A 22,495-nucleotide genomic window follows, 5' to 3' on the forward strand; every position below is an offset into this window, starting at 1 on the left:
ATGGAGTCGAAGGCGGGAGCATCCGCGGCCGTCGTCGGCGGCAGCATCGGCGGCTGTGCCGCGGCGCTGGCGCTGCACCGCGCGGGCTACGGGTCCGTCACCGTCCACGAGCGCACCGGCGGCGACCTCGCGGACCGCGGCGTCGGCATCGGCGTCCACGGCGCCCGGTACGCGGAGTTGGAGGCGGCGGGCTTCCTGGACGCCGGAATGGCGTGCGTCGAGCTCGTCGAGCGCCAGTGGTACGTCCGCGACGGCGCGGGCCCCGGTCTGGGCCGGCGGATCAGGACCGACGCCTTCCCCTTCCGCACGTACGCCTGGGGCCCGTTGTGGCGGGAGCTGCGCGCCCGGGTCCCCGACCCCGTCGCCTTCCACCAGGGCAGCGCGGTCCTGAGCGTGGCGGACACCCCCGCCGGCGTCGAGGTCCGCACCGCGGCCGGCGCCGTCCGCCACGACCTGGTGATCGGCGCCGACGGCTACCGTTCGACGGTGCGGGACGCGGTGTGTCCGCAGGCCCGCCCCCGGTACGCCGGATACCTGGCCTGGCGCGGCGCGTACCCCGAAGGGCGGCTGCCGGGCGGGGAGCGCTGGCAGCGGGACGCGGCGGCGTACGTGGTGTTCCCCGGCGGCCACGTGGTGATCTACCGCATCCCCGACGGCGCGGGCGGCCACCGGGTCAACTGGGTGCTGTACGCCGCGCCGCCGCCCGGTCTCGACCTTCCGCTCGCCACCCCCACCAGCCTGCCGCCCGGCACCCTCAGCACCGCCCTGTGCACCCACCTCACACGGCTGACGCACAATCATCTACCCCCGTTCTGGGCACGGTTGATCGAGGTGACCGCGCCCGACGAGCTCTTCGTCCAGCCGATGTACGACGTCACCGTCGAGCCCGGCGTCAGCGGCCGGCTGGCGCTGCTGGGGGACGCCGCCACCATCGCCCGCCCGCACACCGGGGCCGGCGCGGTCAAGGCGCTCCAGGACGCGGTGCTGCTGGAGAACGCACTCGCCGGTGGAGCCGACCCCGCCGCGGCGCTCGCGCGCTACGACTCGGCCCGGGCGGCCCTGGGCCGCACCATGGTCGACCTGGGGCGCCGGCTCGGCGAGGCCCTGGTGACCTCGACCCCCGACTGGCCCTCGCTCGACGGCCCCGCCCTGGCCGCGTGGTGGCGGCGGGCGGACGCGGCGGGCGCCTTCGGCGGACGTCGACTGCCGGACTGACGACCGTCGCGAAGGCGCGGTGACAGGGGCCCTCCGCCGGCGGGCGGTCACCCGGACGGTCCGGAGCGTCACTCTCGCGCCACACGGGGCGTGCGGGGAGGTGGCGGCGCGAAAACGCTGAGGAGCGACAGCCGTTCCCCACCCCAAGAATCGAGCGACGGCCATGGCTGCGTCCCCCTCCCCCTCCACCCCCTCCTCATCCCCGGCGTCCCCAGCGTCGCGCCGCTCCCGCCGCCGCGGCATATCCCGGGCGGGCGCCGTGGCGCTGGCGCTGTCCACCACGGTGCTGACCGCCGCACCCGCCCTCGCGAGCACCGCCGCCACCGGCGCCGACAAGGGCGGCGGCAAGGGGGGCGGCAAGGGGGGAAAGCCGACGATCGTCCTGGTGCACGGGGCGTTCGCGGACGCCTCCGGCTGGAGCGCGGTCGCCGAGCGGCTGCTGAACGACGGGTACGAGGTGCTGGCCCCGGCGAACCCGCTGCGCAGCCTGACCTCGGACGCCGCGTACGTCGCGAGCGTCCTCAAGAGCGTGGACGGCCCGATCGTGCTCGCCGGCCACTCCTACGGCGGTGCCGTGATCGGCAGTGCGGCGGCCGGGAACTCGAACGTCAGGGCGCTGGTGTACGTCTCCGCGTTCATGCCGGACAAGGGGGAGACCCTGGGGGCGCTCTCGACGAAGTTCCAGGGCAGCGAGTTGCAACCGGCGTTGAACCCGGTCCCGTTCTCGGACGGCAAGACCCAGGGTTCGGACTTGTACATCAAGACGGACAAGTTCCACGACGTCTTCGCCGCGGACCTGGCGCGCTCGCAGACCCGGCTGATGGCGGTCGAGCAACGGCCCATCGCCGCGGCCTGCTTCGAGGAGGCCGCGCCCGCGGCGGCCTGGCGGACGGTCCCGTCGTGGTTCGTGGTCTCGCAGCACGACAAGGCGATCGCCCCGGACCTGGAGCGCTTCCAGGCCGAACGGGCGAAGTCGACGACGGTCGAGGTCGACTCCTCGCACGTGTCGATGATGTCGCACCCCGAGGTCGTCACCGAGCAGATCATCGCCGCGGCGAAATCCACCGGAACCGACTCGTCGAAGAGCGCGGCGCTGGCCGACACGGGCTCGGGCGCGCTGGCACTCGTCGGCGTCGGCGGGCTGGCCGGAGCGGTCGTGCTCACCGGCGGCGTGCTGCTGGCGGCGACCCGCCGCCAGCACACCTCGCGCCGCTAGAAGCGTTCAGTGACGGTGGTGGTCCATCAGCGGGTCACCACCGTGCGCTGGGCGGAGAAGTCGCCCCACTTGCCGTCGGGGAGCTTCGCCCGGAGCTTGACGCTGTAGCGGGTGCCGGGCGGGTCGCTGATCGTCATGGTGTACGAGGCGCCCCCCGCGGGCGGTTCGCCGCCCCACACGATGGTGGTGGCCATCTTCCCGTTGAGGTACAGCTCGTGGGACTTGACGACCCCGTCCGTCTTCGGCGGGGTCCAGGTCAGTTCGATGCTCCCCTTGGTGGCGGTGGCGGTCAGGTCGGTGGGCGCGGTGTTGGGTCCGGCGCCGGGCGCGGCCGGGGTCGTCAGGTCGACGGCGTTGCTGTCGGACGAGGAGTTCTCCGCCGCGTCCCGGGCGCGCACGGTGAAGGTGTACACCGTGCCCGGCCGCAGGTGGGGGACGCGGGCGGTGGTCTCGGTGCCGGCGACGCTGTGGATGCGGGTGTCCTCCTGGTACACGTCGTACGACGTCACCCGGGCGTCGTCGGTGGCCGGCCGCCAGCTGAGGCTGACCTCGCGCTCCCTGTCGACTGTGCCGCGCAGCCCGGTCGGCGTGGTGGGGGCCTTCTTGTCCTCGGGCTTGGCGGCCGGGGTGGTGACGGAGACCGCGGTGCTGGGCCCGGAGACGTTGCCGGCGGCGTCGCGGGCGCGGACGGTGAAGGCGTACGCGGTGCCGGGCTTCAGCCCGTCCACGTCGACCATCGTCGTGCTGCCGGGCAGGGACTTGACCTCGCGGCCCTGCTGGAGGACTTGGTAGCCGGTGACGGCCTCGTCGTCGGTGGCCGGTTTCCACATGACGTGGACGGAGGTGGCGCTGCCCGCCTGCGCGGTGACGCCGGCGGGTGTGGTGGGGGGTTCGGTGTCCTTCTTCCCCTTCCCGTCGTCGCCGCCGCAGGCGGTGAGGGTCACGGGAAGCAGGACCGCCGCGCAGGCCAGCGCGACGAGGGTGGGGGGACGGTGCACGATCGAGCCTCCGTTGAGGGGGAAACGGCGACGGTGGGGGATGACGCCCGTAATGGTCCAGACCAATACCCGTCCAATATGGCTGTCGGGAGGCTTTCGCAGCAAGCCCCCGAGGAGAATCGCCCCCGCTCCGACAGCGCCGGCGCGGTGCTCAACGGCCGCTCGCGTACGCGAACGAACTCGTGCTGCCCGGCGGGAGATTGGACCGACGGACGGCGACCGATGAGTTCCGGGCCGGCCGGCGGTCCCCTTTGTGTGGACGGCAAGCACGACACCCATGGGATGAACGACATGAACGACATCAACGAATCGGATGCCGCAGACGGCGGGGGCACCCCCGCGGCCACCGGCGCGGGGCGGCCTGCCCCGCCCGACTTCCGCCCCGCGGCCGAGGCCGTCGCCCGGCTGCTGCCCGCCGTGACGGACGACGGACTGGGGGCGCCCACCCCCTGCCCCGACTACTCGGTGCGCGAGCTGCTGGGGCACCTGGTCATGCTGACCACGGCCTTCCGGGACACCGCACGCAAGGAACTCGGCCCGACGACGGACACCGACCCGAACAGCGCACGGCCCGTCCTCGACCCCGACTGGCGGGCCGTGCTGCCGCGTCGGCTCGACGAGGTCGCCGAGGCGTGGTCCGACCCGGCGGCGTGGCAGGGCACGACGCGGGCCGGGGGCGTCACCCTGCCCGCGCCGGTCGCCGGAATGGTGGCCCTGAACGAAATCGTCGTCCACGGCTGGGACCTCGCCCGCGCCACCGGGCAGCCGTACGACCCGCCCCAGGACGCCCTGGGCGTGTCGTACGAGCTGCTGGCGGCCACCGGCGACGACGACCCGATGCGGGGCGTCATCTTCGGCCCGATCGTCCCGGTCGAGGCCGGGGCCCCTCTGCTGGACCGGGTCGTCGGCCTCAGCGGGCGCCGTCCGAGCTGGCCCCGCTGAGCAGCCGGGCCGCCCGCTCCCGCAGGCGCTCGTCGACGGCGACCAGCTGCCCCTCCCGGCGGGTGGCCCATATCCGCAGGTCCCGCTCGGCCAGCGCAACGAGCCGGGCGGTGTCCTCGGCCGTCCTGGCCCCGCTGCCCAGGGACTCCAGGGCATCCAGCGCCGTCATCGCGTCCACGCCCTTCTCGACGCAGGTCAGTGCCAGCGCAGCGGCGTCCGCCGGGGCGGCGCCCATCGCGTGCAGCGCGAGGACCGCGGCGGGGGTGTACTGCGGCTCGGTGAGGCAGGACGCAAGGGCGGGCTCCAACGGTGCCGCTGCCGTGCCCAGTTCGGCCGCGGCCAGGGCGCAGCGACGTACGGATCCGGTCATGAACTCCCGGTCCCGGGCCTCCGCGAGGACCCCGCCCAGGACGCTCAGCGGCTCCTGCGACCGGCCCGTCAGCCGCCACAGGGCGAGCGCCACCGCGACGTCGACGTCCAGTTCGTGCACGACGCGGTGCGTGCCGGCGGGCGTCAGGGCGGAGCGGAGGTACGGCACGAGGGCGGCCCCCGCGTCGCCGAGGCGGCCCGCGGCCTCCACGACGGCCACCTCGCGCGGCTGCGCACCGACGGCCAGCGCGTCCCGCAGCGCGGCGACCAGCAGGGCGCTCTCGCCGGTGAGGCCGTACAGCGCTTCGGCCGCCGCGTACCGGTCGTCGACCGGGCCGGCGCCGGCGGCCCCGCGCAGCAACTCGGCGGTCTCCGCCCTCCGCTCGGGCGGACAGACCGCGGCGAGCGCCCCGGCGAACAGCGCCGGCGACCGGCCGAAGAGGACGGTGAGCTCGGGCAGCGCCGCGGACGCCTGCGGGCCCCAGGCCGTGAGCAGTTCGGTGAGCCTGCGCCGACGCGACGGCGCCGCCCGCTCGGCGGCATCGACCGCCCCGACCGTCTCGGCGGTCGCGGTCAGCTCGATGCGGATCGCGTTCAGCAACTCGGGTGCGTACGGCAGGGGCACGGCCTTGGTGATCGCGTCGACGGCGCCGGACCGGCCGCCCAGGTCCCGCGCGAGGAGCCGGGCGGCCTGCTCGGGCGCGAGGCGGGCCAGGACCTCCAGCGCCCGGTCGGCCAACTCCCCTTCGCCGTCGGCCAGTACGCCGAGCGCGGGCGCGCCCGCGGCGGCGTGGGCGCCCATCGTCTCCAGGACCGGCAGCACGGAAGCGGTGTGCGGGAAGGAGGGGTCCGTGAGCAGGGCGACCACCACCGGCGCGAGCCGCGGGGGCGCGCCGCGGGAGATCAGGCACGCGTGCTCGGCGGCCCACAGCGCCTCCGCCCGCGCCGCGGGGTCGACGAGCGCGAGCGCGGCCTCGACCAGTTCGTACGCGGCCTCCCGGTCGGCGGCCGAGTCCCGCATCAGCAGCGCGTCGACGACGTAGTGGAGCGGTTCGCTGCGGCCCTCGTCGAAGCGGCCGGAGACCAGCGGATCGGCGGGCAGCAGCGACAGCAGGGTCTCGTGGTGCACCTCGCCGAACGGGAGCCCCGCGTCCACGCACGCCATCACGGCCACCAGCCGCACCTCGCCCGGGACGTCCGCCGCGAGCGCGCCGAGCGCCAGCGCCGTCGAGGCGGCCGGGTCCACGTGCGCCAGGGCCGCCAGCAGCTCCGCCCGCACCCCCGCCGCCGCCTCCCGCGCCCACCGCTCGCGCAGCACCGCCAGCGCCGAGGCGTCCCCCGTCCGCCCCGCGGTCCACACCGCGGCCCGGCGCACCTCTTCGTCCGCCGCCCGGCACAGCGGCAGCACCAGCGGCAACTGCGCCGCGACGGCGCTGCGGCACGCCCCGGGCTGCGGCACGCCGCACTCGTCGGTGCTCTCGGCTATGGCGCCGAGCAGGACGAGCAGGTCCACCGTGCGCACCCCGCCGGCGGCGAGCCGGGCGAGGAACGGCACGGCGGCGGCGGTCGCCTCGTACACCGTCCCCTGGTGGACGATGCTGCCCCACAGCTCCCCGAGCGCCTCGGACGCCTCGCCCTCGTCCCCCACGAGCCCGCGCAGCATCGCGGGCACGTCCTCCGCTTCCCCGTAGGCGTGCTCCAGCTCCTCCCAGCCCACGCCGTCCAGCTCCGCGAAAACCCCGTCAAGATCCATACCTGGAGCATGCCACGGGGGTCTGACACCGGGCCCTGCCCAGGATGACCCGATGCCGCAGCGCGATGACCCGAGCCCGTACTGGAACACCAACGTCGCCCGGCATCCGGGCATCCTGCGTGCGCTACCGCCGGCACGTGCTGCGTCGCTACTCGCTGAGCTGGACGAAGCCGGCGGCCGACGGCTGAAGGGCATACGGGGTATGGGGTGCGCGGCTTGGGCTTTGCCGCGGCATGGGCGTACGGGGCCGAAGTCGGCTTGGTAGACATCCTGTTAGGAAGGGTTCCTGACAGTCTCGCCGCCCACGACCGGCTGGAGGCACCGTGACCACCCCCCACCACCACCTGCCCCGGACCGCCGTCGCACTGGCCCTGTTCGCGCTGGTCGCCACCACGACGGCGTGAACGGCAGCGACTCGCACGCCGGGCTCGACCCGAACTGCACCAAGGACTGGCGCAGGGCCGCCCAGGGCGAGACGTTCAAGCAGGCGCAGAACGACGAGCGGGACCGGGTGTACTTCGAGCCAGCCGTCAGCCGGGGCAAGGGCGACGGCGTCGGGGTGCTCGGCCAGTTCATCTACTACGACGCGATCGTGATGCACGGCGACGGCGGAGACCGCACCAGCTTCACCAACATCCGCAAGAAGGCGCTCGCGAAGGCGAAGCCACCGGCCCGGGGCGGCGACGAGAGGGCGTATCTGAACGCCTTCCTCGACGCGCGGGTGTGGGCGATGAAGCAGGAGGCCGCGCGCGAGGACACCAGCCGGGTGGACACCGCCCAACGCGTCTTCGTGCGGAAGGGCAACTTCAACCTGAACACGCCGCTGGACTGGAAGGTGTACGGGGACAGCTTCCACATCGACTGACGTCGGCGGCGCCCGCCGGCGCGACGCCCTCGTCCACGGCGGGCTCCCGTGCGGTGGCCTCCTCCACCGCGCCCCCCTGTTCGAAAGACCTGCGTCCCCAGTGGTTGAAGGCGAGGTTCAGCACGATCGCCACGACGCAGCCGGTCGAGATGCCGGAGTCCAGCACGACCAACATGTCCTCGGGGAAGGCGTGGTAGAAGTCGGGCGCGGCGATCGGGATCGTGCCGATGCCCACCGCCGCGGCCACTATCAGCGCGTTCTCACCCTTCTCCAGCGCCGCCGAGGCCAGCGTCTGGATGCCGCTCGCCGCGACCGTGCCGAACAGCGCGACGCCCGCGCCGCCGAGAACCGGCAGCGGCACGAGGGCGATCACGGACGCGGCGACGGGGAAGAGTCCGAGCAGGACCAGGATGCCGCCGGCCGCGGCGACCACGAAGCGGCTGCGGACCTTCGTCATCGCCACCAGTCCGACGTTCTGGGCGAAGGCGCTGGCCATGAAGCCGTTGAAGAGCGGGCTCAGGGCGCTGCCGAGGGTGTCGGCGCGCAGCCCGCCCTCGATGGTGCGTTCGTCGGCCGGCTTGTCCACGATCTTGCCGAGGGCGAGCATGTCGGCCGTGGACTCGGTCATGCAGACCAGCATCACGATGCACATGGAGACGATCGCTGCGATCTCGAACTGGGGCGCGCCGAAGTGGAAGGGCGTGGGGAAGCCGAAGACGTCCGCGTCCTCGATGGCGTCGAAGCCGGTCATGCCGAGGGGGACGGCGACGAGCGTGCCGACGACCAGGCCGAGCAGGATCGCGATCTGCTGCAGGAAGCCGCGGAGCAGTTTGCGCAGCGCCAGCACGACGGCCAGGGTCAGGGCGGCCATGCCGACGTTGCGCATCGAGCCGTAGTCGTCGGCCGCGGCGTTGCCGCCCTGGGCCCAGCGGAAGGCGACGGGCAGCAGGGAGAGCCCGATCAGGGTGATCACGGTGCCGGTGACGACGGGCGGGAAGAAGCGCACCAGCTTGCAGAAGTACGGGGTGAGCAGGAAGCCGACGAGACCGGCGACGAGGACCGCGCCGAAGATGACGGCGATGCCGTCGCTGCCGCGGCCCTCGCCGATGGCGATCATCGGGGTGACGCCGGCGAAGGAGACGCCGTTGACGAACGGCAGTCGGGCGCCGATCTTCCAGATGCCCAGGGTCTGGAGGAGGGTCGCGATGCCCGCGGTGAACAAGCTCGCGCCCATGAGGAAGGCGGTGTCCTGGGCGTCGAGGCCCACGGCGGGCCCCACGATCATGGGCGGGGCCACCACGCCCGCGTACATCGCGGCGACGTGCTGGAGACCGCTGGTGAGGAGCTTGACGGGCGGCAGCGTCTCGTCGACGGGGTGCTTCCCCGTCCCCTCGACGGCGGGATTCGCGGTGGGGGCGGCGGGCTCTGGGGGGTCGCTGGTGTCGCTGTGGGGCGTGGGTTCGGCAGCCACGGCGGTTCCTCCGGTCGGTTGCACGTCGGCGTGGACGTGGGTGTCAGGGAGGTGGTGCGAAGTGGAGCGACACGGGGTGCGGCGGTGGTCGCCGCCGCTGCCGGAAGGGGCGCGCCGCGCCCTTGGCGCCTACGGCTGGGCGCGCCGCCTCCCGGCATCGCGGTCCCGGAGGAGGACGGTCCCGCGGCGCCGCCCGAGGGCCGTCCCCCTCGGTCGGACCGTCCCCGCCCCTGAACGGCGTCAGGGGCGGGCGAGTTCGGCCAGGCGCCGGGCCTCGGCGCGCGCGGTGCGGGCCACGGCGTCCTCGTCGACGGTGGTGAGCCGCCCGTCCTCGACGACGGCGGTGCCGCCGACGAGCGAGAGGGTGACGGGCGCGGGTGCGCCGAGGACCAGTGCGGCCACCGGGTCGGCGATGGTGGAGTGGGCGAGGGTGTCCAGCCGCCACAGCACCAGGTCGGCGAGCTTGCCGACCTCCAGGGAGCCGATCTGCGTGTGGCGGCCGAGCACTTGGGCTCCGCCGTAGGTGCCGAGCCGTAGCGCCTGGCGGGCGGTCAGGGCGGCCTGTCTGTGTGCGCCGAGCCGGTTGACCAGGAGTGCGTTGCGCAGTTCGGTGTGCAGTTCGCCGGACTCGTTGGATGCGGTGCCGTCCACGCCGAGGCCGACGGGGACGCCGGCGGCGAGCAGGTCGGGGACGCGGGCTATGCCGGCGGCGAGCCGGGCGTTGGAGGAGGGGCAGTGGGCGACGCCGGTCCCGGTGCGGGCGAAGGCGGTGATGTCCGCGTCGTCCATGTGGACGCAGTGGGCCATCCACACGTCGTCGCCGAGCCAGCCGGTGGAGGCGAGGTAGTCGGTGGGTCCGAGGCCGAAGCGCTCTTTGCAGAACTGCTCCTCCTCCACCGTCTCCGAGCCGTGGGTGTGCAGCCGCACGCCCTTGCGGCGGGCGAGTTCGGCGCCCTGGCGCAGCAGTTCGGTGGAGACGGAGAAGGGCGAGCAGGGCGCGACCGCGATCTGGGTCATGGCGGCGAAGGACGCGTCGTGGTGGGTGTCGACGGCCTCTTCGGTGGCGGCGAGTGCGTCGTCGAGCGCCTCGACGGCGAAGTCGGGCGGCAGCCCGCCGGCGGACTGCCCGCGGTCCATGGAGCCGCGGGCCAGTGTGAGGCGGACGCCGGTCTCCCGCGCCGCGCCCACGATCGCCCCGGTGAGGTCGCCGCAGCCCTTGGGATAGACGTAGTGGTGGTCCATCGCGGTGGTGACGCCGCCGCGCGCCATCATCGCGAGGGAGCCCTGTGCGGCGGCGCGGACCATCGGTTCGTCGATCCGCGCCCAGGTGGGGTAGAGCGCCACCAGCCAGTCGAAGAGGTTGTGATCGGTGGCCAGGCCGCGGGTGAGCCACTGGTAGAAGTGGTGGTGGGTGTTGACCAGGCCGGGGGTGGCGAGGTGTCCGGTGGCGTCGATCCGGCGGACGACGTCGGCGAGGTCCGCGGGTGCCGGTCCCGCGCCGACGGACTCGATCCGGTCGCCGGCGACGACCAGGTGTCCCGAGGGGTGTTCGGTGTCGTGGGCGTCCACCGTCGCGATGGCGCAGTTCTCGATGACGGTGCGCGAAGGCGCCATGGCGGTTCCTCGACTCTCTGCGGATCGCGGCGTGTTCAGAGGTTGGTGAGGTCGACCGGGATCTGCGGCTCGGCCCCGTCGCGCAGGACGGTGGCCTCGATCAGGCCGTAGGGCCGGTCGGCCGCGAAGTACACCTCGTTGTCGTTCTTGAGCCCGAAGGGTGCGAGGTCCACCAGGAAGTGGTGGTTGTTCGGCAGCGAGAAGCGGATCTCGTCGATCTCGCCGCGGCGGTCGATCACCCTGGTCCCCATCCGGTACAGGGTCTGTTGCAGGGAGAGCGAGTACGTCTCGGCGAAGGCGTGCAGCAGGTGCCGGCGCACCTGCTCGTAGGACCCCTCCCAGTCCGGTGCGGGCTGCTCGTCGTCGGTCCAGTTGAAGCGCCAGCGGGCGGAGACGTCGGTCGCCAGTATCCGGTCGTACGCCTCCTTCAAGGTGGTGTAGCCGTCCTTCACGTACCCCCAGAACTCGGAGTCCGTCGAGTTCAGCACGGTGAGGTCCTTGAGCCCGGAGATCACCTGCCAGCGCTCGCCGTCGTAGCCGATCTGGCTGAGTCGGGTCTCCTGGCCCTTGCGGACGAACGAGTGCTTGAACGCGTCGGCGTCGGTGGCGCGGGAGTTCGCCGCGTCGCTGTCGATGCGCTCCCAGGCGTACTCCTCGATCCTGATGCGGGCGCGGTGGATCGCCGGCTGCGAGGTGACGAAGTGCCGGGCGAGGTGGATGCCGAACTGCTCGGCGGAGTCGATGCCGTGTTCCTTGGCGAAGGCGAACACCGTGTTCTTGGTGGTGTCGGTCGGCAGGACGTTGGCGTTGGAGCCGCAGTGGTGGACGTCGTCCAGGTCGCCGCTGAGCGAGACGGAGACGTTGAGGTCCTTGATGTGGTGGGTCTCGCCGTCGCGCACGATCCGCACCACGCGGTTCTCTGCTTTGCCGTACTGGTTCTGGCCGAGGATCGTGGGCATGTTGTCGCTAGCTCCCTCGGTATACGGAGTAGCCGAACGGGTTGAGAAGCAGCGGTACGTGGAAGTGTTCGCCCGCGACTACGGCGAAGGCGACCGTCACCTCGGGGAAGAACGCTCCGGCCGCACTGCCGAAGTACTCCTCGGTCCGGAATTCGAGGCGTGCGTGGGTGGTGCCCTCCGGTGGTGCCGGGAGGTCCTTGCAGCGCCCGTCCGCGTCGGTCGCGGAGCCGCCGACGGCCGTCCATGCGTCCTTCGGCCCGCTGCGGGCGACGAGGTGGACGACGACGCCGGCGGCGGGGCGGCCGGTGCTGGTGTCCAGGACGTGCGTGGACACCGAAGCGGTGGAGTGCGTGCTCATGCGCGTGACTTCCTCTGCGTTGCGTTGCCCTGTGTTGGCTCGTGCTGACGCTCGGAGCGCGGCAAGGGTTCACGCCCCTCGCGCGGTCGGTACGAGCCGGGCCAGCCGGATGCGATTGATCTTGCCGAGCTCGGTGCGGACGATCTCCCGCTCCTGCTGGGGCGTGTTGCCGAGCCGGGTGCGCAGGGCGTCGCGCAGCTGGTCCCCGGTCCGGCCGGTGGCGCAGATCAGGAAGACGTGCCCGAACCTCCCCTCGTACGCGAGGTTCAGCTCCAGCACCTCGCGCTTGAGGCCGTCGGACGCGTCGGACATCCCGCGCTGTTCGCGGGCGGAAAGGGGATCCCCGGCCTTCGGTCGGCCTATCGGGGGGTGGCCGGCCATCGCTTCGGCGAGGTCGGCCGCGGTCAGCTCGGCGACGGCCGAGTCGCTGGCGGCGAAGAGGGCTTCGGCGGAGGCGTACGGGCGGCGGGCGACGAGCCGGGCGCCCCAGGCGGCGCTGGCGCAGACCTCGTGCAGCTCGGCGCTCGCGGCCCGCGCCGGCAGGGTGTTGAAGCGGGCGAGTTCGGCGGGGGCCGTCGCCGGTCCGCTCGGGTCTCCCCGTACTCCCGGAAGGCGCGGTGAACTCGACGTCACGGGAACCTCCGTGGCTGCTTTCGCGGTGCGTCGAAACGGGCTGCGCATAGCTAACGCGCTGCACGACAACCCCGTCAACACTTTGTTGAAAATCAGCAGCCGGGCTACTCGCCCTTCGTGGCGTTCTCCCTGTTCAGGTAGTTGTAGACGGTGAAGCGGCTGACGCCGAGGGCGCCGGCGACGGTCTCCACGCCGTGCCGCACGGAGAACGCCCCCCGCGCTTCCAGGTTCCGCACCACCGACTGCTTCGCCTTGCGGTCCAGCGCGGACAGCGGCATGCCGTGGCTGCGCTCCAGCGCGGCGAGGATGCGGTCGAGCGACTCGGAGAGCTGCGGCAGCCGTACGGCGAGGACGTCCTGTCCCTCCCAGGCGAGGACGACGTCCTCCGGCCCTGCGCGGTCGGGGCGCACGATCTCCGCGCCCATGGCGTCCACCAGCGGCCGGACGGCGCGGGCAAGCGGATGCCCGCCGTCCGCGGCCGGGCCGCCCTCTGCTGCGGAAGCGCGGTCGCGAGCGGTCACTTGTGCCCCTCCGCGACCACGTTGACCTGGAGCGAGATCCGCGTGGCCCCGGCCCCGAGCGAGTCGCGCAGCAGCGCGTCGACGGCGGCGAGCACCGCGTCTGCGTGGCCTTCTGCCGTGTTGCCGAAGGGCCCCACGTCCACCGCGTCCAGGTCGGCGGATTGGATCACTTCCCGGGCGACGACGGCGTGCGCCGGTGCCTCGTCCAGGTCGAAGGGCTCGGTCGTGAACTCCACTCTCAATCGCACGGCCCCAACCTAACGCGGGCCGGGCCGCGGAGGGGCCGGGCTTGCCAAGTCCCCCCGTGCCGCGCTTGTGCGTGCTTGCGCCGATGCGCCGTGGGCGCCGCCAGGGGCCGGTGGTGGGCTTGTCTCACAGTTCCGCCCATACGCCCGTAGGGCGTGGGCAATTAGGGGCGCGGGGAACTGCGCGACAAGCCCACCACCGGGTCGCAGACGACAGCCGACACGGAGTGCAACGGCGCGGCCGGCTCGCTAGTGGCGGGGGACCCGGGCGCGGCGGGCCGCGCGTGCTGGGGCGAACAGTGTCGCCAGGTCCTCGCGCGCCGTGCCCGTCGCGAGCTCCGCGACCAGGCGGCCCGTCGCGGGCGCCAGCATCAGGCCGAGCATGTTGTGCCCGGTCGCCAGGAGGAGTCCGGGTTGCCCCGGCACGGGGCCGATCAGCGGCAGGCCGTCCGGGGTCATGGGGCGCGGCCCCATCCACTCCTCCTCGCGCCGCTCCCAGCCCGCACCCGGCAGGTACGGCCGCGCCGCCGCGACGATGGCGTCCACCCGGCGCTGTCTGAAGCGGTCCGGATCGAGGTCGAACTCCATCGTCCCGGCCACCCGCAGCCGCTTCCCGAGCGGGGTCAACACCGCCTTCGCGGCACCGAGGTGGACCAGTCGGCGCGGCGTCGGATCCGCCGCGACCGAGAAGCTGTACCCCTTGCCGGGCACCAGGTCGAAGTCCACCCCGAGGACGCGGCACAGCTCGCGTGACCACACCCCGGCGGCGATCACGGCGGTGTCGGCCCCGTGGCTGCCGGCCGTGCTGTGCACCTCGATCCGGCCGGCCCGCCGCCGTACCGTCGTCACCCGGGCGCCCTCGACCAGCTCGACCTCGCCGGCGTTGCCGCGGGACGCCCCGCTGCCGAGCCGGTCGCGTTCCAGCACGGTCACCGCGAGGCCGGCGCGCGCCAGGTGGTGGGCGCAGGCCAGACCGACGACCCCACCGCCGACGACGACGGCGGAGGACGGCGATCCGGACGTCGACGGGGTCCTCACGAAGGCTCCTTCGCGACGGTCGGGGAGGACGGGGACGGGGACGGGGACGGGGGTTCGGGCCGGGCACCGCTCGCTTCGGCGAGGGTCTTGCCCCTGGTCTCGGGCGCCAGCCGGTGCGAGACCAGCCAGCCGATACCGCAGACCAGGGTGCCGAGGAACATCGCCAGCCGGGTGCTGTGGTCGAGGACGACCGGTGCGCCCCAGGTGCCGATCGCCGCGCCGATGCGGCTGGCGCCGGTCGCGAAGCCGTTGGCGGTGGCGGTGGCGGTGGCGCGCACGCTCGTCGGGAACAGCTCGGACTGATAGATCGCCTGGAGGCACTGGCTGATGGTGGGCTCGTATGTGGTGATGGCGTAGATCGGCAGGAGTTGGCAGGCCCAGAAGACGCTGACGAAGACCGTGCGCTTCCGGTAGACGCCGCGGAAGATGTCGCCGTAGCGGGTGACGGTCTGCGCCTCCTCCTCCAGGTCGCTCAGCTCGGCGTCCTTGCCGAGCATCTGGCGGACCACCTGCTTCGCCTCGTCGGTCCGGCCCTGGTTCATCAGCCAGCGCGGGGACTCGGGGGTGCCGAACCGCAGCAGCAGGATCAGCGCGGCGGGTACGGCGCTGCTCGCCAGCATCCAGCGCCAGTCGTCGTGCCCGGTGCTCATCATCAGCCAGCCGACGACGTACGCGGTGGCCGCGCCGACGGACCACATGGTGACCATGACGACCAGGAGCGGGCCGCGGGACTTGCGGGACGCGGTCGTCATCGGCTGCGGCGACACGGCCCGGCTCGGCACGGTGCGCGAGGCGTCGCACGAGGTGCTGCGCACCGGCCGGGCGGCGACCCACACCGCGCCCCAGGCGCGCCGGCTGCGCGGCGTGCGGCCCGGCATGAGCCTGCCGGTCATCGTCGGCGCCGAGGTGGTGGGCACGGTGTGCCTCACCGGCGATCCGGCGGAGGTGTACCGCTTCGGCCTCGTGGTGCGTCGGCAGACCGAGATCCTGTTGGCGGAGGCGGTCCTGCTGCGCTCGACGCTGCTGCGCGAGCGCGCGGTGGACGACTTCGTCCGGGACGTCGCACTGCACGACCCCGAGGTGGTCGACGCCGACACCGTCGGGGCGCGGGCGTCCGAGCTGGCCTGGATGCGTCACTGCCGCGGACGGCGGTGCTGTTGGACGTACGCGGCCGGGGCACCGCGGGCGGGGCGTCGGCGGTGCCCCGGCTGTCGCTGCTGCGCACGGTGCGGGAGGTGTTCCGCAGCGCGCAGGACGTGGCGGGCGAACTCTCCGCCGGCCGGCACCTGGTGCTGCACGCCGCGTCCGCGTCCGCGTCCGCGGGACCGCTCCTGGACCGCTGCACGGTGCTGACGGAGCTGATCGCGGAGCGGCACGACCTCGACGCCCGGGTGGCCGTGGGGGAACCGGGCACCGGCGTGACCGGCATGCACTGCTCCTACCGGGACGCGGCGGCGGTCCTGCGCTCCGGCCCCGCGCTGCGGCCCGACACCCGGGTCTTCCCCGTCGCCGAGTTCCGGGTCCCCCAACTGGTCGGCGCCGCGGTGCGCCACGAGCGGACCCGGTACGCGGCGGCGCTCCTCGACGGGGTGCGCGGCCGTGCCGACTGGCCCGACCTGAGGCAGACCCTCATCGCCTGGGCCGAGTGCGGCTTCCACCTGCTGCGCACGTCCGAGCGGCTGGCCGTGCACCGCAACACCCTGCTGTACCGGCTGGCGAAGATCGACGACCTGACGGGCCGCGACGTCCGCGAGCCGCGCACCGCGATGGCCCTCTACCTGGCCTGCATCGCCGACGTCTTGGAAAGCTGACCTCGGGGGCTCCGAGGGGTCCGATGGGTCCGATGGGTCTGGGGAGTCCGAAGGGGCCGCGGGCTCCGGATCGCGCGCCGTCGCGCACCGCCGCGCTCTCCCACGGAGGGGGGAAGTGCGCGACGATGTCCCCGACCGGGAACGACGGGGTGTGACGGGAGAGTTCGATGGCCGACGCGGTGAACGTGCGTTGCCCTTCCTGTCTGCGGGAGCACCGGTACTCCGCGCCCGTGTTCCCGTGCCCCTGCGGCGCTCCCGTGTCGCCCCCGCTGGTGCGCACCGTGCCGCCCGATCCACTGTTGCGGCGGACCTGGCGGGAGGACTGGGTGAGCGTGCGCTGTCCCGGGTGCGCCCGGGTGGACGACTGGCCCCAGCCCGAACTCGGCTGCCCCTGCGGCGCGTTGCTGCGCATGCCCGTACGCGCCCTGGACTCCGAGGAGGAGCAGGAAGGACGGGAGGAGCCCTGCGGTGACCGGCCGGAGCCGGGCGGCCCGGCGCCGATCTGGCCCGCCGCGCCGCCCGACGTACGGCCCTCCGGGCACATTCCGCTGCCGCGGACCGCGGCGACGCCCCGCCCCGGGTTCCGTCCGCTGACCATCCGCACGGCGCGGGACGCGGTGAACGCCGCCGCCCTGTACCTGACGTGGTTGGGCTTCCGCGACGTGGTGCAGCAGGTGGTCCACCGGCCGGAGGCGCGCGGCCACCGCGACGGCGCGGGGTCCTCCGGTGTCGACCTGCGGGGGCCGGGCGTCTTCGCCCAGGTCGAGCCGTCGGTGCGGCGGGCGACGCTGCGCGAGGTGGAGTGCCTGTGGCTCAACGGCCTCAGCTCCGCCGTCACCACGGTGTACTTCTCCCTCGCGGGCTACACCGACGAAGCCCGCGCCCGCGCCGACCGGCTCGCGATCCCGCTGTTCGTCCTGGACCTGACGGGCACGCCCCAGCCGGTGAACGGTGCGGCGGCCGACCTGGTGGACACCGGCGCCCCCGCGGACACGACCTGAGACGGCGCGCCGCGACGCTGCTCAGCCCGGGGCGTAGCGCTCGCGCAGCTCCACCTTGCGGACCTTGCCGCTGACCGTCATCGGGAAGTCGGCCAGGATCTCCAGCCGGCGCGGGATCTTGTAGTGGGCGAGGCGTTCCCGGCAGTAGGCGGTGACGGAGTCGAGGGTGGGCGGGTCGGCGGGGTCCCGCGGGATGACGCAGGCCAGGATCTCCTCGCCGTACCGCTCGTCGGGGACCCCGACGACCTGCACGTCCGCGATCTTGGGGTGTCCGTAGAGGAACTCCTCGATCTCCCGCGGATAGACGTTCTCGCCACCCCTGATGATCATGTCCTTGATGCGCCCCACGATCTGCACGCAGCCGTCGGAGCGCATCACCGCCAGGTCACCGGTGTGCATCCACCGCCCGGAGTCGATGACCTCGGCGGTCCGCTCCGGCTCGCCCCAGTACCCCAGCATCACGCTGTAGCCGCGGGTGCACAGCTCGCCGGCCCGGCCTCGCGGCAGGGTGACCCCGGTGGCCGGGTCGGTGACCTTCACCTCGACGTGCGGCAGGACCCGGCCCACCGTGCCGGTGCGCAGCTCCAGGTCGTCCTCGCGGCGGGTCTGGGTGGAGACGGGCGAGGTCTCGGTCATGCCGTAGCAGATGGAGACCTCGGCCATGTGCATCTCGGTGACCACCCGGCGCATCACCTCCACCGGGCAGGGCGAGCCGGCCATGATGCCGGTGCGCAGGGAGGAGAGGTCGTACGCGGCGAAGCGGGGGTGGTTCAGCTCCGCGATGAACATCGTCGGCACGCCGTACAGGGAGGTGCAGCGCTCCTCGGCGACGGCGCGCAGGGTGGCCTCGGGGTCGAAGGAGCGGGCCGGGATGACCATGCAGGCCCCGTGGGAGGTGGCGGCGAGATTGCCCATCACCATCCCGAAGCAGTGGTAGAACGGCACGGGTATGCATATCCGGTCCCGTTCCGTGTAGTTGATGGTCTCGCCCACGAAGTAGCCGTTGTTCAGGATGTTGTGGTGGGAGAGGGTGGCGCCCTTGGGGAAGCCGGTGGTGCCGGAGGTGTACTGGATGTTGACGGGGTCGTCGCAGGACAGCTCCTCCTCGCGGGCGGTGACCGCGTCGGCGGGCACCCCGTCGGCGGCGGCCAGCAGTTCGTCCCAGGACTCGTGCTCGAAGTAGCAGATCCGGCGCAGGTCGGGGCAGGCGGGGTGGACCTGTTCGACCAGGGCGCGGTAGTCGCTGGACTTGTGCCGCTCGGTGGCGCACAGCACCGTGATGCCGGCCTGGCGCAGCACGTACTCCACCTCGTGCGCGCGGTACGCCGGGTTGATGTTGACCATGACGGCGCCGATGCGGGCGGTGGCGTACTGCACGAGGACCCACTCGGGGCAGTTGACCGCCCAGATGCCGACGCGGTCGCCCTTGGCGACGCCGACGCCGAGGAAGGCGCGGGCCAGCCGCTCGACGTCCGCGGCGAACTCGGCGTACGTCCAGCGGGCGCCCGACTCCACGTCGACCAGCGCTTCGCGGTCGGGGTGGGCGGTCACGGCCCGGGCGAGGTTCTCGCCGATGGTGTCGCCGAGCAACCCGCGGGTGCCGGTGCCGTGTTCGTAGGAGGCGGCACGGACGGGCGTCCCGGCCGAGGTCCCGGGCGTCGTCCCGGCCGTCGTCGCGGTCGTCATCGCAGGTCCCCCTCGTCGTACTCGGTGCTGACGGTGCCGTTCGCGGTGCGCTCGCGCAGTTCGATGCGGCGGATCTTGCCCGAGACGGTCTTCGGCAGCTCGGCGAACTCGATGCGTCGGATGCGCTTGTAGGGGGAGAGGACCGAGCGGGAGTGGTCGAAGAGCAGCTTCGCGGTGTCCGGGCCGGCCTCCCAGCCGTCGGCCAGCACCACGTACGCCTTCGGCACCGCGAGCCGCACCGGGTCCGGTGCGGGGACGACGGCGGCTTCGGCGACGGACTCGTGCTCCAGCAGGGCGCTCTCCAGCTCGAACGGCGAGATCTTGTAGTCGGACGCCTTGAAGACGTCGTCGGAGCGGCCGATGTAGGTGATGTAGCCGTCGACGTCCCGGGTGCCGATGTCGCCGGTGCGGTAGTAGCCGCCTGCCATCGCGGCGGCCGTGCGCTCCTCGTCGCCGTGGTAGCCGGCCATCAGGCCGACCGGGCTGGTCGACAGGTCCAGCGCGATCTCGCCCTCGCGCGCACCGGGGCGGCCGGTGACCGGGTCGAGGAGTTCCACCACGTACCCGGGGCTGGGGCGGCCCATGGAGCCGGCCTTCAGCAACTGGTCCGGGGTGTTGGCGACCTGGACCGCGGTCTCCGTCTGGCCGAAGCCGTCCCGGATGGTGACGCCCCATTCGCGCCGCACGGTCTCGATGACCTCGGGGTTCAGCGGCTCGCCGGCGGCTACGGCCTCGCGCGGCGGGTTCGCCAACAGGCCGAGGTCGGCTTGGATCAGCATCCGCCACACCGTGGGCGGCGCGCAGAAGCTGGTCACGCCGGCGCGGTCCATCTCGGCCATCAGCCGGACCGCGTCGAAGCGGGCGTAGTTGTGGACGAAGACGGTCGCCTCCGCGTTCCACGGCGCGAAGAGGTTCGACCAGGCGTGCTTGGCCCATCCCGGCGAGGAGATGTTCAGATGGACGTCACCGGGCTTGAGGCCGATCCAGTACATCGTCGCCAGATGGCCGACGGGGTACGAGGTGTGGGTGTGCTCCACGAGTTTGGGGCGGGCGGTGGTGCCCGAGGTGAAGTACAGCATCAGGGGGTCGTCCGAACGGGTAGGGCCGTCCGGCTGGAAGTCCGACGCGCCCTCGGCCTGCGCCTCCCCGTACGAGAGCCAGCCCTCGATCCGCTCACCGACCGCGATCCGGGTGTAGTCACCGGGTACGTCAGCGAACTTGGGCGCGTCCACGGAGCGTACGAGAACGTGCGTAGCCCGACCCCGCTCGACGCGGTCCCGCAGGTCGACGGGGCCGAGCAGCGGGGTGGCCGGGATGACGACGGCGCGCAGCTTCATCGCGGCGAGCGCCGTCTCCCACAGCTCGTGCTGGTTTCCCAGCATCACGACGACGCGGTCGCCGGCGCGCACCCCCTGGTCGCGCAGCCAGTTCGCCGCCCGGTTCGAGCGTTCGGACAGTTCGGCAAAGGTCAGCAGCGTGTCGGTGCCGTCCTCCTCGACGATGTGGAGCGCGGTGCGGTCGTTGCCCGCCGCGATCTCGTCGAACCAGTCCAACGCCCAGTTGAAGTGCGTCGGACGCGGCCAGGCGAAGCCGTCGTACGCGATCTGGTAGTCGTCCCGGTGCCGCAGCAGGAAGTCCCGGGCCTCCCGGAACTCCTGTGTCACGCCGCTTGTCACCATGTGACCTCCTCCTTGCCGCACAACTCAGTAGCATCGTGTAATCAGTGATGTAGGTCTCACCACCCCCGATCGGGGGTGGTCGGGCAGGGACGAGCCACGAGGAAAGCAGGGCCATGTCCGATCCGGCCGAGGTGGCGGAGATGCAGGCGGCGCTGGTGCGGCTGCGCAGGAACACCGGGGTGTCCGTGGTGTTCGGCGGGTTGCTGCACGACACCCACCGATTGCGCATCGCGCAGGTCAGCGGGGCGCGTACGAGCGCCCTCCAGGGCCTCGGCATCTCGGCCGGCAACGGTTTGGGCGGCAAGTCGATCGCGCTCTCCCGGCCCTGCGGCGTGACGGACTACCGCAAGGCGCGCCACATCAGCCACGAGTACGACGCGGCGGTGACGGCGGAGGGGCTGTGTTCCGTGCTGGCCGTGCCCGTCGTCGTGCGCCGCCGGGTCCGCGGGGTGCTGTACGGCGCGATGCGGCAGCCGGTTCCGCTCGGCGACCGCATCTTCGACGCGGCGGTGGCGGCGGCGCGCGACGTGGAGCAGGCACTGGTCGTCCGGGACGAGGTGCGGCAGCTGTTGACGAAGGTGCGCGAGCCCGACGTGGACTCCGTCTCGTGGGAGAAGGTGCGCGAGGCGTACGGCGAACTCCGCGCGCTCGCCCCGCTCATCGGGGACCCGGCGCTGCGCGAGACCATCCTGTCGGTGTGCACGAGGCTGTCGGCGGCGGGGGTGCAGGCCGACCAGCCGGCGGTGGCGCTCACGCCGCGCGAGGTCGACGTGCTGGCGTGCGTGGCGTCCGGCGCGACGAACGCTTCGACGGCCCAACGGCTGGGGCTGCGCCCCGAGACGGTGAAAGGTTACTTGCGGGACGCCATGCGGAAACTGGGCGCGCACACCCGGCTGGAGGCCGTGGTCGCGGCCCGGCGGGCGGGAGTGCTGCCGTAGCTCGGGGACGGGCGCGCGGGGATACGGCGTGAGCCCTTGAGCGGCGGCCCGCCGAGGGCTGTCATGGCCTGCTGGTGTCACTCGACAGGCTCTTCGCGTTCACCGCGTCGCGGTCGCCTTCGGCGTGGGCTCGCCGATCGAGCGTTCCGCGACCGCGTTCACCGTGGTGAAGCTGGTGGGTGGTGCGGGCGCGCGCCCCGGTGTTGAGGGGTGCGTGGGGCTCCCAGCACGCGCTTGGACGCCCTCGCCGTAGTCCTACCAAAGCGTTGGTCTCTGCGGACCGTGGTGGGCTTGTCGCGCAGTTCCGCCCCCTCGGCCCCAGAGGACCTGGGGGACCCCAGCGCCCCAAACCCCCATCCGTCTGCGGCCCGGCGGTGGGCTGGCCGCTCCCAAACCCACTGCCCCAGCCCGCAGACGAACGACTGGGGGGCAGCGAAACAGGGGCGCGGGTAACTGCGCGACAAGCCACCCACCGGCCGGTGGAGACCAGCGCTCCCGCAGGACTACAGCGGCTACGTCCAAAGGCGCAGGAGCGCGCGCCCCACTACGGCCCGCCAGGGGGACCGGTCGACAAGGTCGCGTAAAAGACCGGGGGTGGAAGATCAGTGCTGCGTCATGGACCGTCCGTTCCCTCCCTCCTCGGGCATAGCTTCGAAGAAGCCGACGCCCCTTCCAGGGAGGACAGACGATGAGCACGCTCACCCGTGAGGACACCGACGCCGCCGACCCCCACGAACACGGCCCGGCAGGGCCGCTGTACGTGCCGGTTCGGCTCGGCTCTGCCGGTGGGCACCAGCTGCGCTTCATGCGCACCCCGCTCGGGGTGCGCACCGCGGTCGCGTTCACCAGCCCGCGGCGGTTGACGGCCGCGCTCGGGGCGGACGCGCGTTGGATCAGGCTCGCGGAGCCGGCGTTGCGCACCCTCGCCGAACCGCTCGGGGTGACCGCGCTGACGGTCGACCCGCAGCTGAGCGCGCCGGCTCCGGCCGTACGGCGCACCCCGGCCGCCGCGCCGCAACCGCAGCCGTGTGCGCGGCGCGGCTGGGACCCGGACTCCGTGGGCGTGCTGCGGCTGACCGGCGCCGCCGCCGCGGTCTGGTCGGCGGTGACCGCGGTGCACGCCTTCATCGACTGACGCCCCTCCCCCGCACCCTTCCCCCCTTTCGTCTCCTCGTGGAGGTGT

The 22,495-nt window shown here is 73.1% G+C and carries 20 protein-coding genes and 2 pseudogenes; 9 read left to right on the forward strand and 13 right to left on the reverse strand.

Translation table 11 applies throughout. The annotated features are described in order from the left end of the window. Nucleotides 1-1,215: an FAD-dependent monooxygenase gene (locus ABZ842_RS08605; RefSeq protein WP_361533881.1), complete on the forward strand. Its 1,215-nt coding sequence runs from the start codon at nt 1-3 to the stop codon at nt 1,213-1,215. A gap of 163 nt (nt 1,216-1,378) precedes the next feature. Next, the gene (locus tag ABZ842_RS08610; protein WP_361533884.1) at nt 1,379-2,431 is read left to right on the forward strand and encodes an alpha/beta hydrolase; all 1,053 of its coding nucleotides are present in this window, start codon (nt 1,379-1,381) and stop codon (nt 2,429-2,431) included. A gap of 26 nt (nt 2,432-2,457) precedes the next feature. Here the strand turns inward: ABZ842_RS08610 and ABZ842_RS08615 are convergent, their stop codons facing one another. After that, the gene (locus ABZ842_RS08615; RefSeq protein WP_361533887.1) at nt 2,458-3,429 is read right to left on the reverse strand and encodes a fibronectin type III domain-containing protein; all 972 of its coding nucleotides are present in this window, start codon (nt 3,427-3,429) and stop codon (nt 2,458-2,460) included. A 282-nt stretch (nt 3,430-3,711) separates the two neighbouring features. On the opposite strand from ABZ842_RS08615, the gene ABZ842_RS08620 reads away from it, so the two are divergent. Then, on the forward strand, nt 3,712-4,371 hold the full coding sequence (locus ABZ842_RS08620; RefSeq protein ID WP_361533890.1) for a TIGR03086 family metal-binding protein: 660 nt from the start codon (nt 3,712-3,714) through the stop codon (nt 4,369-4,371). Here the strand turns inward: ABZ842_RS08620 and ABZ842_RS08625 are convergent. Beyond that, complete coding sequence (locus ABZ842_RS08625; protein WP_361533893.1) at nt 4,340-6,493, reverse strand: HEAT repeat domain-containing protein; 2,154 nt, start codon at nt 6,491-6,493, stop codon at nt 4,340-4,342. The genes ABZ842_RS08620 and ABZ842_RS08625 overlap by 32 nt on opposite strands. Nucleotides 6,494-6,893: 400 nt before the next feature. On the opposite strand from ABZ842_RS08625, the pseudogene ABZ842_RS08630 reads away from it, so the two are divergent. Next, a pseudogene (locus ABZ842_RS08630) lies at nt 6,894-7,358 on the forward strand (chitosanase); the annotation flags it as partial. On the opposite strand, the gene ABZ842_RS08635 reads toward ABZ842_RS08630, so the two are convergent. The 9 genes from ABZ842_RS08635 to ABZ842_RS08675 all read right to left on the reverse strand — a co-directional run bounded on the left by ABZ842_RS08635 (nt 7,300) and on the right by ABZ842_RS08675 (nt 14,949). Next, on the reverse strand, nt 7,300-8,718 hold the full coding sequence (locus tag ABZ842_RS08635; RefSeq protein ID WP_361534352.1) for a nucleobase:cation symporter-2 family protein: 1,419 nt from the start codon (nt 8,716-8,718) through the stop codon (nt 7,300-7,302). The pseudogene ABZ842_RS08630 and the gene ABZ842_RS08635 sit on opposite strands and share 59 nt — an antisense overlap. Nucleotides 8,719-9,069: 351 nt before the next feature. Then, the gene (locus ABZ842_RS08640; protein ID WP_361533896.1) at nt 9,070-10,443 is read right to left on the reverse strand and encodes an 8-oxoguanine deaminase; all 1,374 of its coding nucleotides are present in this window, start codon (nt 10,441-10,443) and stop codon (nt 9,070-9,072) included. Between the two features lie 35 nt (nt 10,444-10,478). After that, nucleotides 10,479-11,402, reverse strand: a complete 924-nt coding sequence (pucL, locus tag ABZ842_RS08645) for a factor-independent urate hydroxylase (protein WP_361533899.1) — start codon at nt 11,400-11,402, stop codon at nt 10,479-10,481. A 7-nt stretch (nt 11,403-11,409) separates the two neighbouring features. After that, a complete protein-coding gene (gene uraH, locus ABZ842_RS08650; protein WP_361533902.1) occupies nt 11,410-11,760 on the reverse strand; it encodes a hydroxyisourate hydrolase in 351 nt (116 codons plus the stop codon). A 69-nt stretch (nt 11,761-11,829) separates the two neighbouring features. Next, a complete protein-coding gene (gene uraD, locus ABZ842_RS08655) occupies nt 11,830-12,303 on the reverse strand; it encodes a 2-oxo-4-hydroxy-4-carboxy-5-ureidoimidazoline decarboxylase (protein ID WP_361534355.1) in 474 nt (157 codons plus the stop codon). A 194-nt stretch (nt 12,304-12,497) separates the two neighbouring features. Further along, the gene (locus ABZ842_RS08660) at nt 12,498-12,818 is read right to left on the reverse strand and encodes a helix-turn-helix domain-containing protein (RefSeq protein ID WP_361534358.1); all 321 of its coding nucleotides are present in this window, start codon (nt 12,816-12,818) and stop codon (nt 12,498-12,500) included. A 92-nt stretch (nt 12,819-12,910) separates the two neighbouring features. Continuing rightward, nucleotides 12,911-13,162 (reverse strand): hypothetical protein, encoded by a 252-nt coding sequence (locus ABZ842_RS08665; RefSeq protein WP_361533905.1) that lies wholly within the window; start codon nt 13,160-13,162, stop codon nt 12,911-12,913. 246 nt (nt 13,163-13,408) lie between these two features. Next, nucleotides 13,409-14,197 (reverse strand): FAD-dependent oxidoreductase, encoded by a 789-nt coding sequence (locus ABZ842_RS08670; protein WP_361533908.1) that lies wholly within the window; start codon nt 14,195-14,197, stop codon nt 13,409-13,411. Then, nucleotides 14,194-14,949, reverse strand: coding sequence for an MFS transporter (locus ABZ842_RS08675; protein WP_361533911.1), 756 nt, complete (start codon nt 14,947-14,949; stop codon nt 14,194-14,196). The genes ABZ842_RS08670 and ABZ842_RS08675 overlap by 4 nt, the downstream gene beginning before the upstream one ends. Between ABZ842_RS08675 and ABZ842_RS08680 the strand changes: the two are divergent. From ABZ842_RS08680 to ABZ842_RS08690, 3 genes and pseudogenes are all read left to right on the forward strand, one after another. Continuing rightward, a pseudogene (locus tag ABZ842_RS08680) lies at nt 14,903-15,196 on the forward strand (sugar diacid recognition domain-containing protein); the annotation flags it as partial. The gene ABZ842_RS08675 and the pseudogene ABZ842_RS08680 sit on opposite strands and share 47 nt — an antisense overlap. 158 nt (nt 15,197-15,354) lie before the next feature. Next, a complete protein-coding gene (locus tag ABZ842_RS08685) occupies nt 15,355-16,008 on the forward strand; it encodes a helix-turn-helix domain-containing protein (RefSeq protein WP_361533914.1) in 654 nt (217 codons plus the stop codon). 167 nt (nt 16,009-16,175) lie between these two features. After that, on the forward strand, nt 16,176-17,009 hold the full coding sequence (locus tag ABZ842_RS08690) for a hypothetical protein (protein ID WP_361533917.1): 834 nt from the start codon (nt 16,176-16,178) through the stop codon (nt 17,007-17,009). A gap of 21 nt (nt 17,010-17,030) precedes the next feature. Here ABZ842_RS08690 and ABZ842_RS08695 read toward each other — a convergent pair whose 3' ends face one another. Both ABZ842_RS08695 and ABZ842_RS08700 read right to left on the reverse strand, forming a co-directional pair. Continuing rightward, nucleotides 17,031-18,695: an AMP-binding protein gene (locus tag ABZ842_RS08695; RefSeq protein ID WP_361533920.1), complete on the reverse strand. Its 1,665-nt coding sequence runs from the start codon at nt 18,693-18,695 to the stop codon at nt 17,031-17,033. Then, nucleotides 18,692-20,374: an AMP-binding protein gene (locus ABZ842_RS08700; protein WP_361533923.1), complete on the reverse strand. Its 1,683-nt coding sequence runs from the start codon at nt 20,372-20,374 to the stop codon at nt 18,692-18,694. Before ABZ842_RS08700 ends, ABZ842_RS08695 begins: the two co-directional genes overlap by 4 nt. A gap of 113 nt (nt 20,375-20,487) precedes the next feature. Between ABZ842_RS08700 and ABZ842_RS08705 the strand changes: the two genes are divergently transcribed. Both ABZ842_RS08705 and ABZ842_RS08710 read left to right on the forward strand, forming a co-directional pair. Beyond that, on the forward strand, nt 20,488-21,312 hold the full coding sequence (locus ABZ842_RS08705) for a LuxR C-terminal-related transcriptional regulator (RefSeq protein ID WP_361533926.1): 825 nt from the start codon (nt 20,488-20,490) through the stop codon (nt 21,310-21,312). Nucleotides 21,313-22,000: 688 nt separating this feature from the next. Continuing rightward, nucleotides 22,001-22,447: an SAV_915 family protein gene (locus ABZ842_RS08710; protein ID WP_361533929.1), complete on the forward strand. Its 447-nt coding sequence runs from the start codon at nt 22,001-22,003 to the stop codon at nt 22,445-22,447. The last annotated feature ends 48 nt before the right edge of the window (nt 22,448-22,495 follow it).

This window comes from Streptomyces sp. NPDC047315 (assembly GCF_040643215.1).
Taxonomy (GTDB): Bacteria; Actinomycetota; Actinomycetes; order Streptomycetales; family Streptomycetaceae; genus Streptomyces.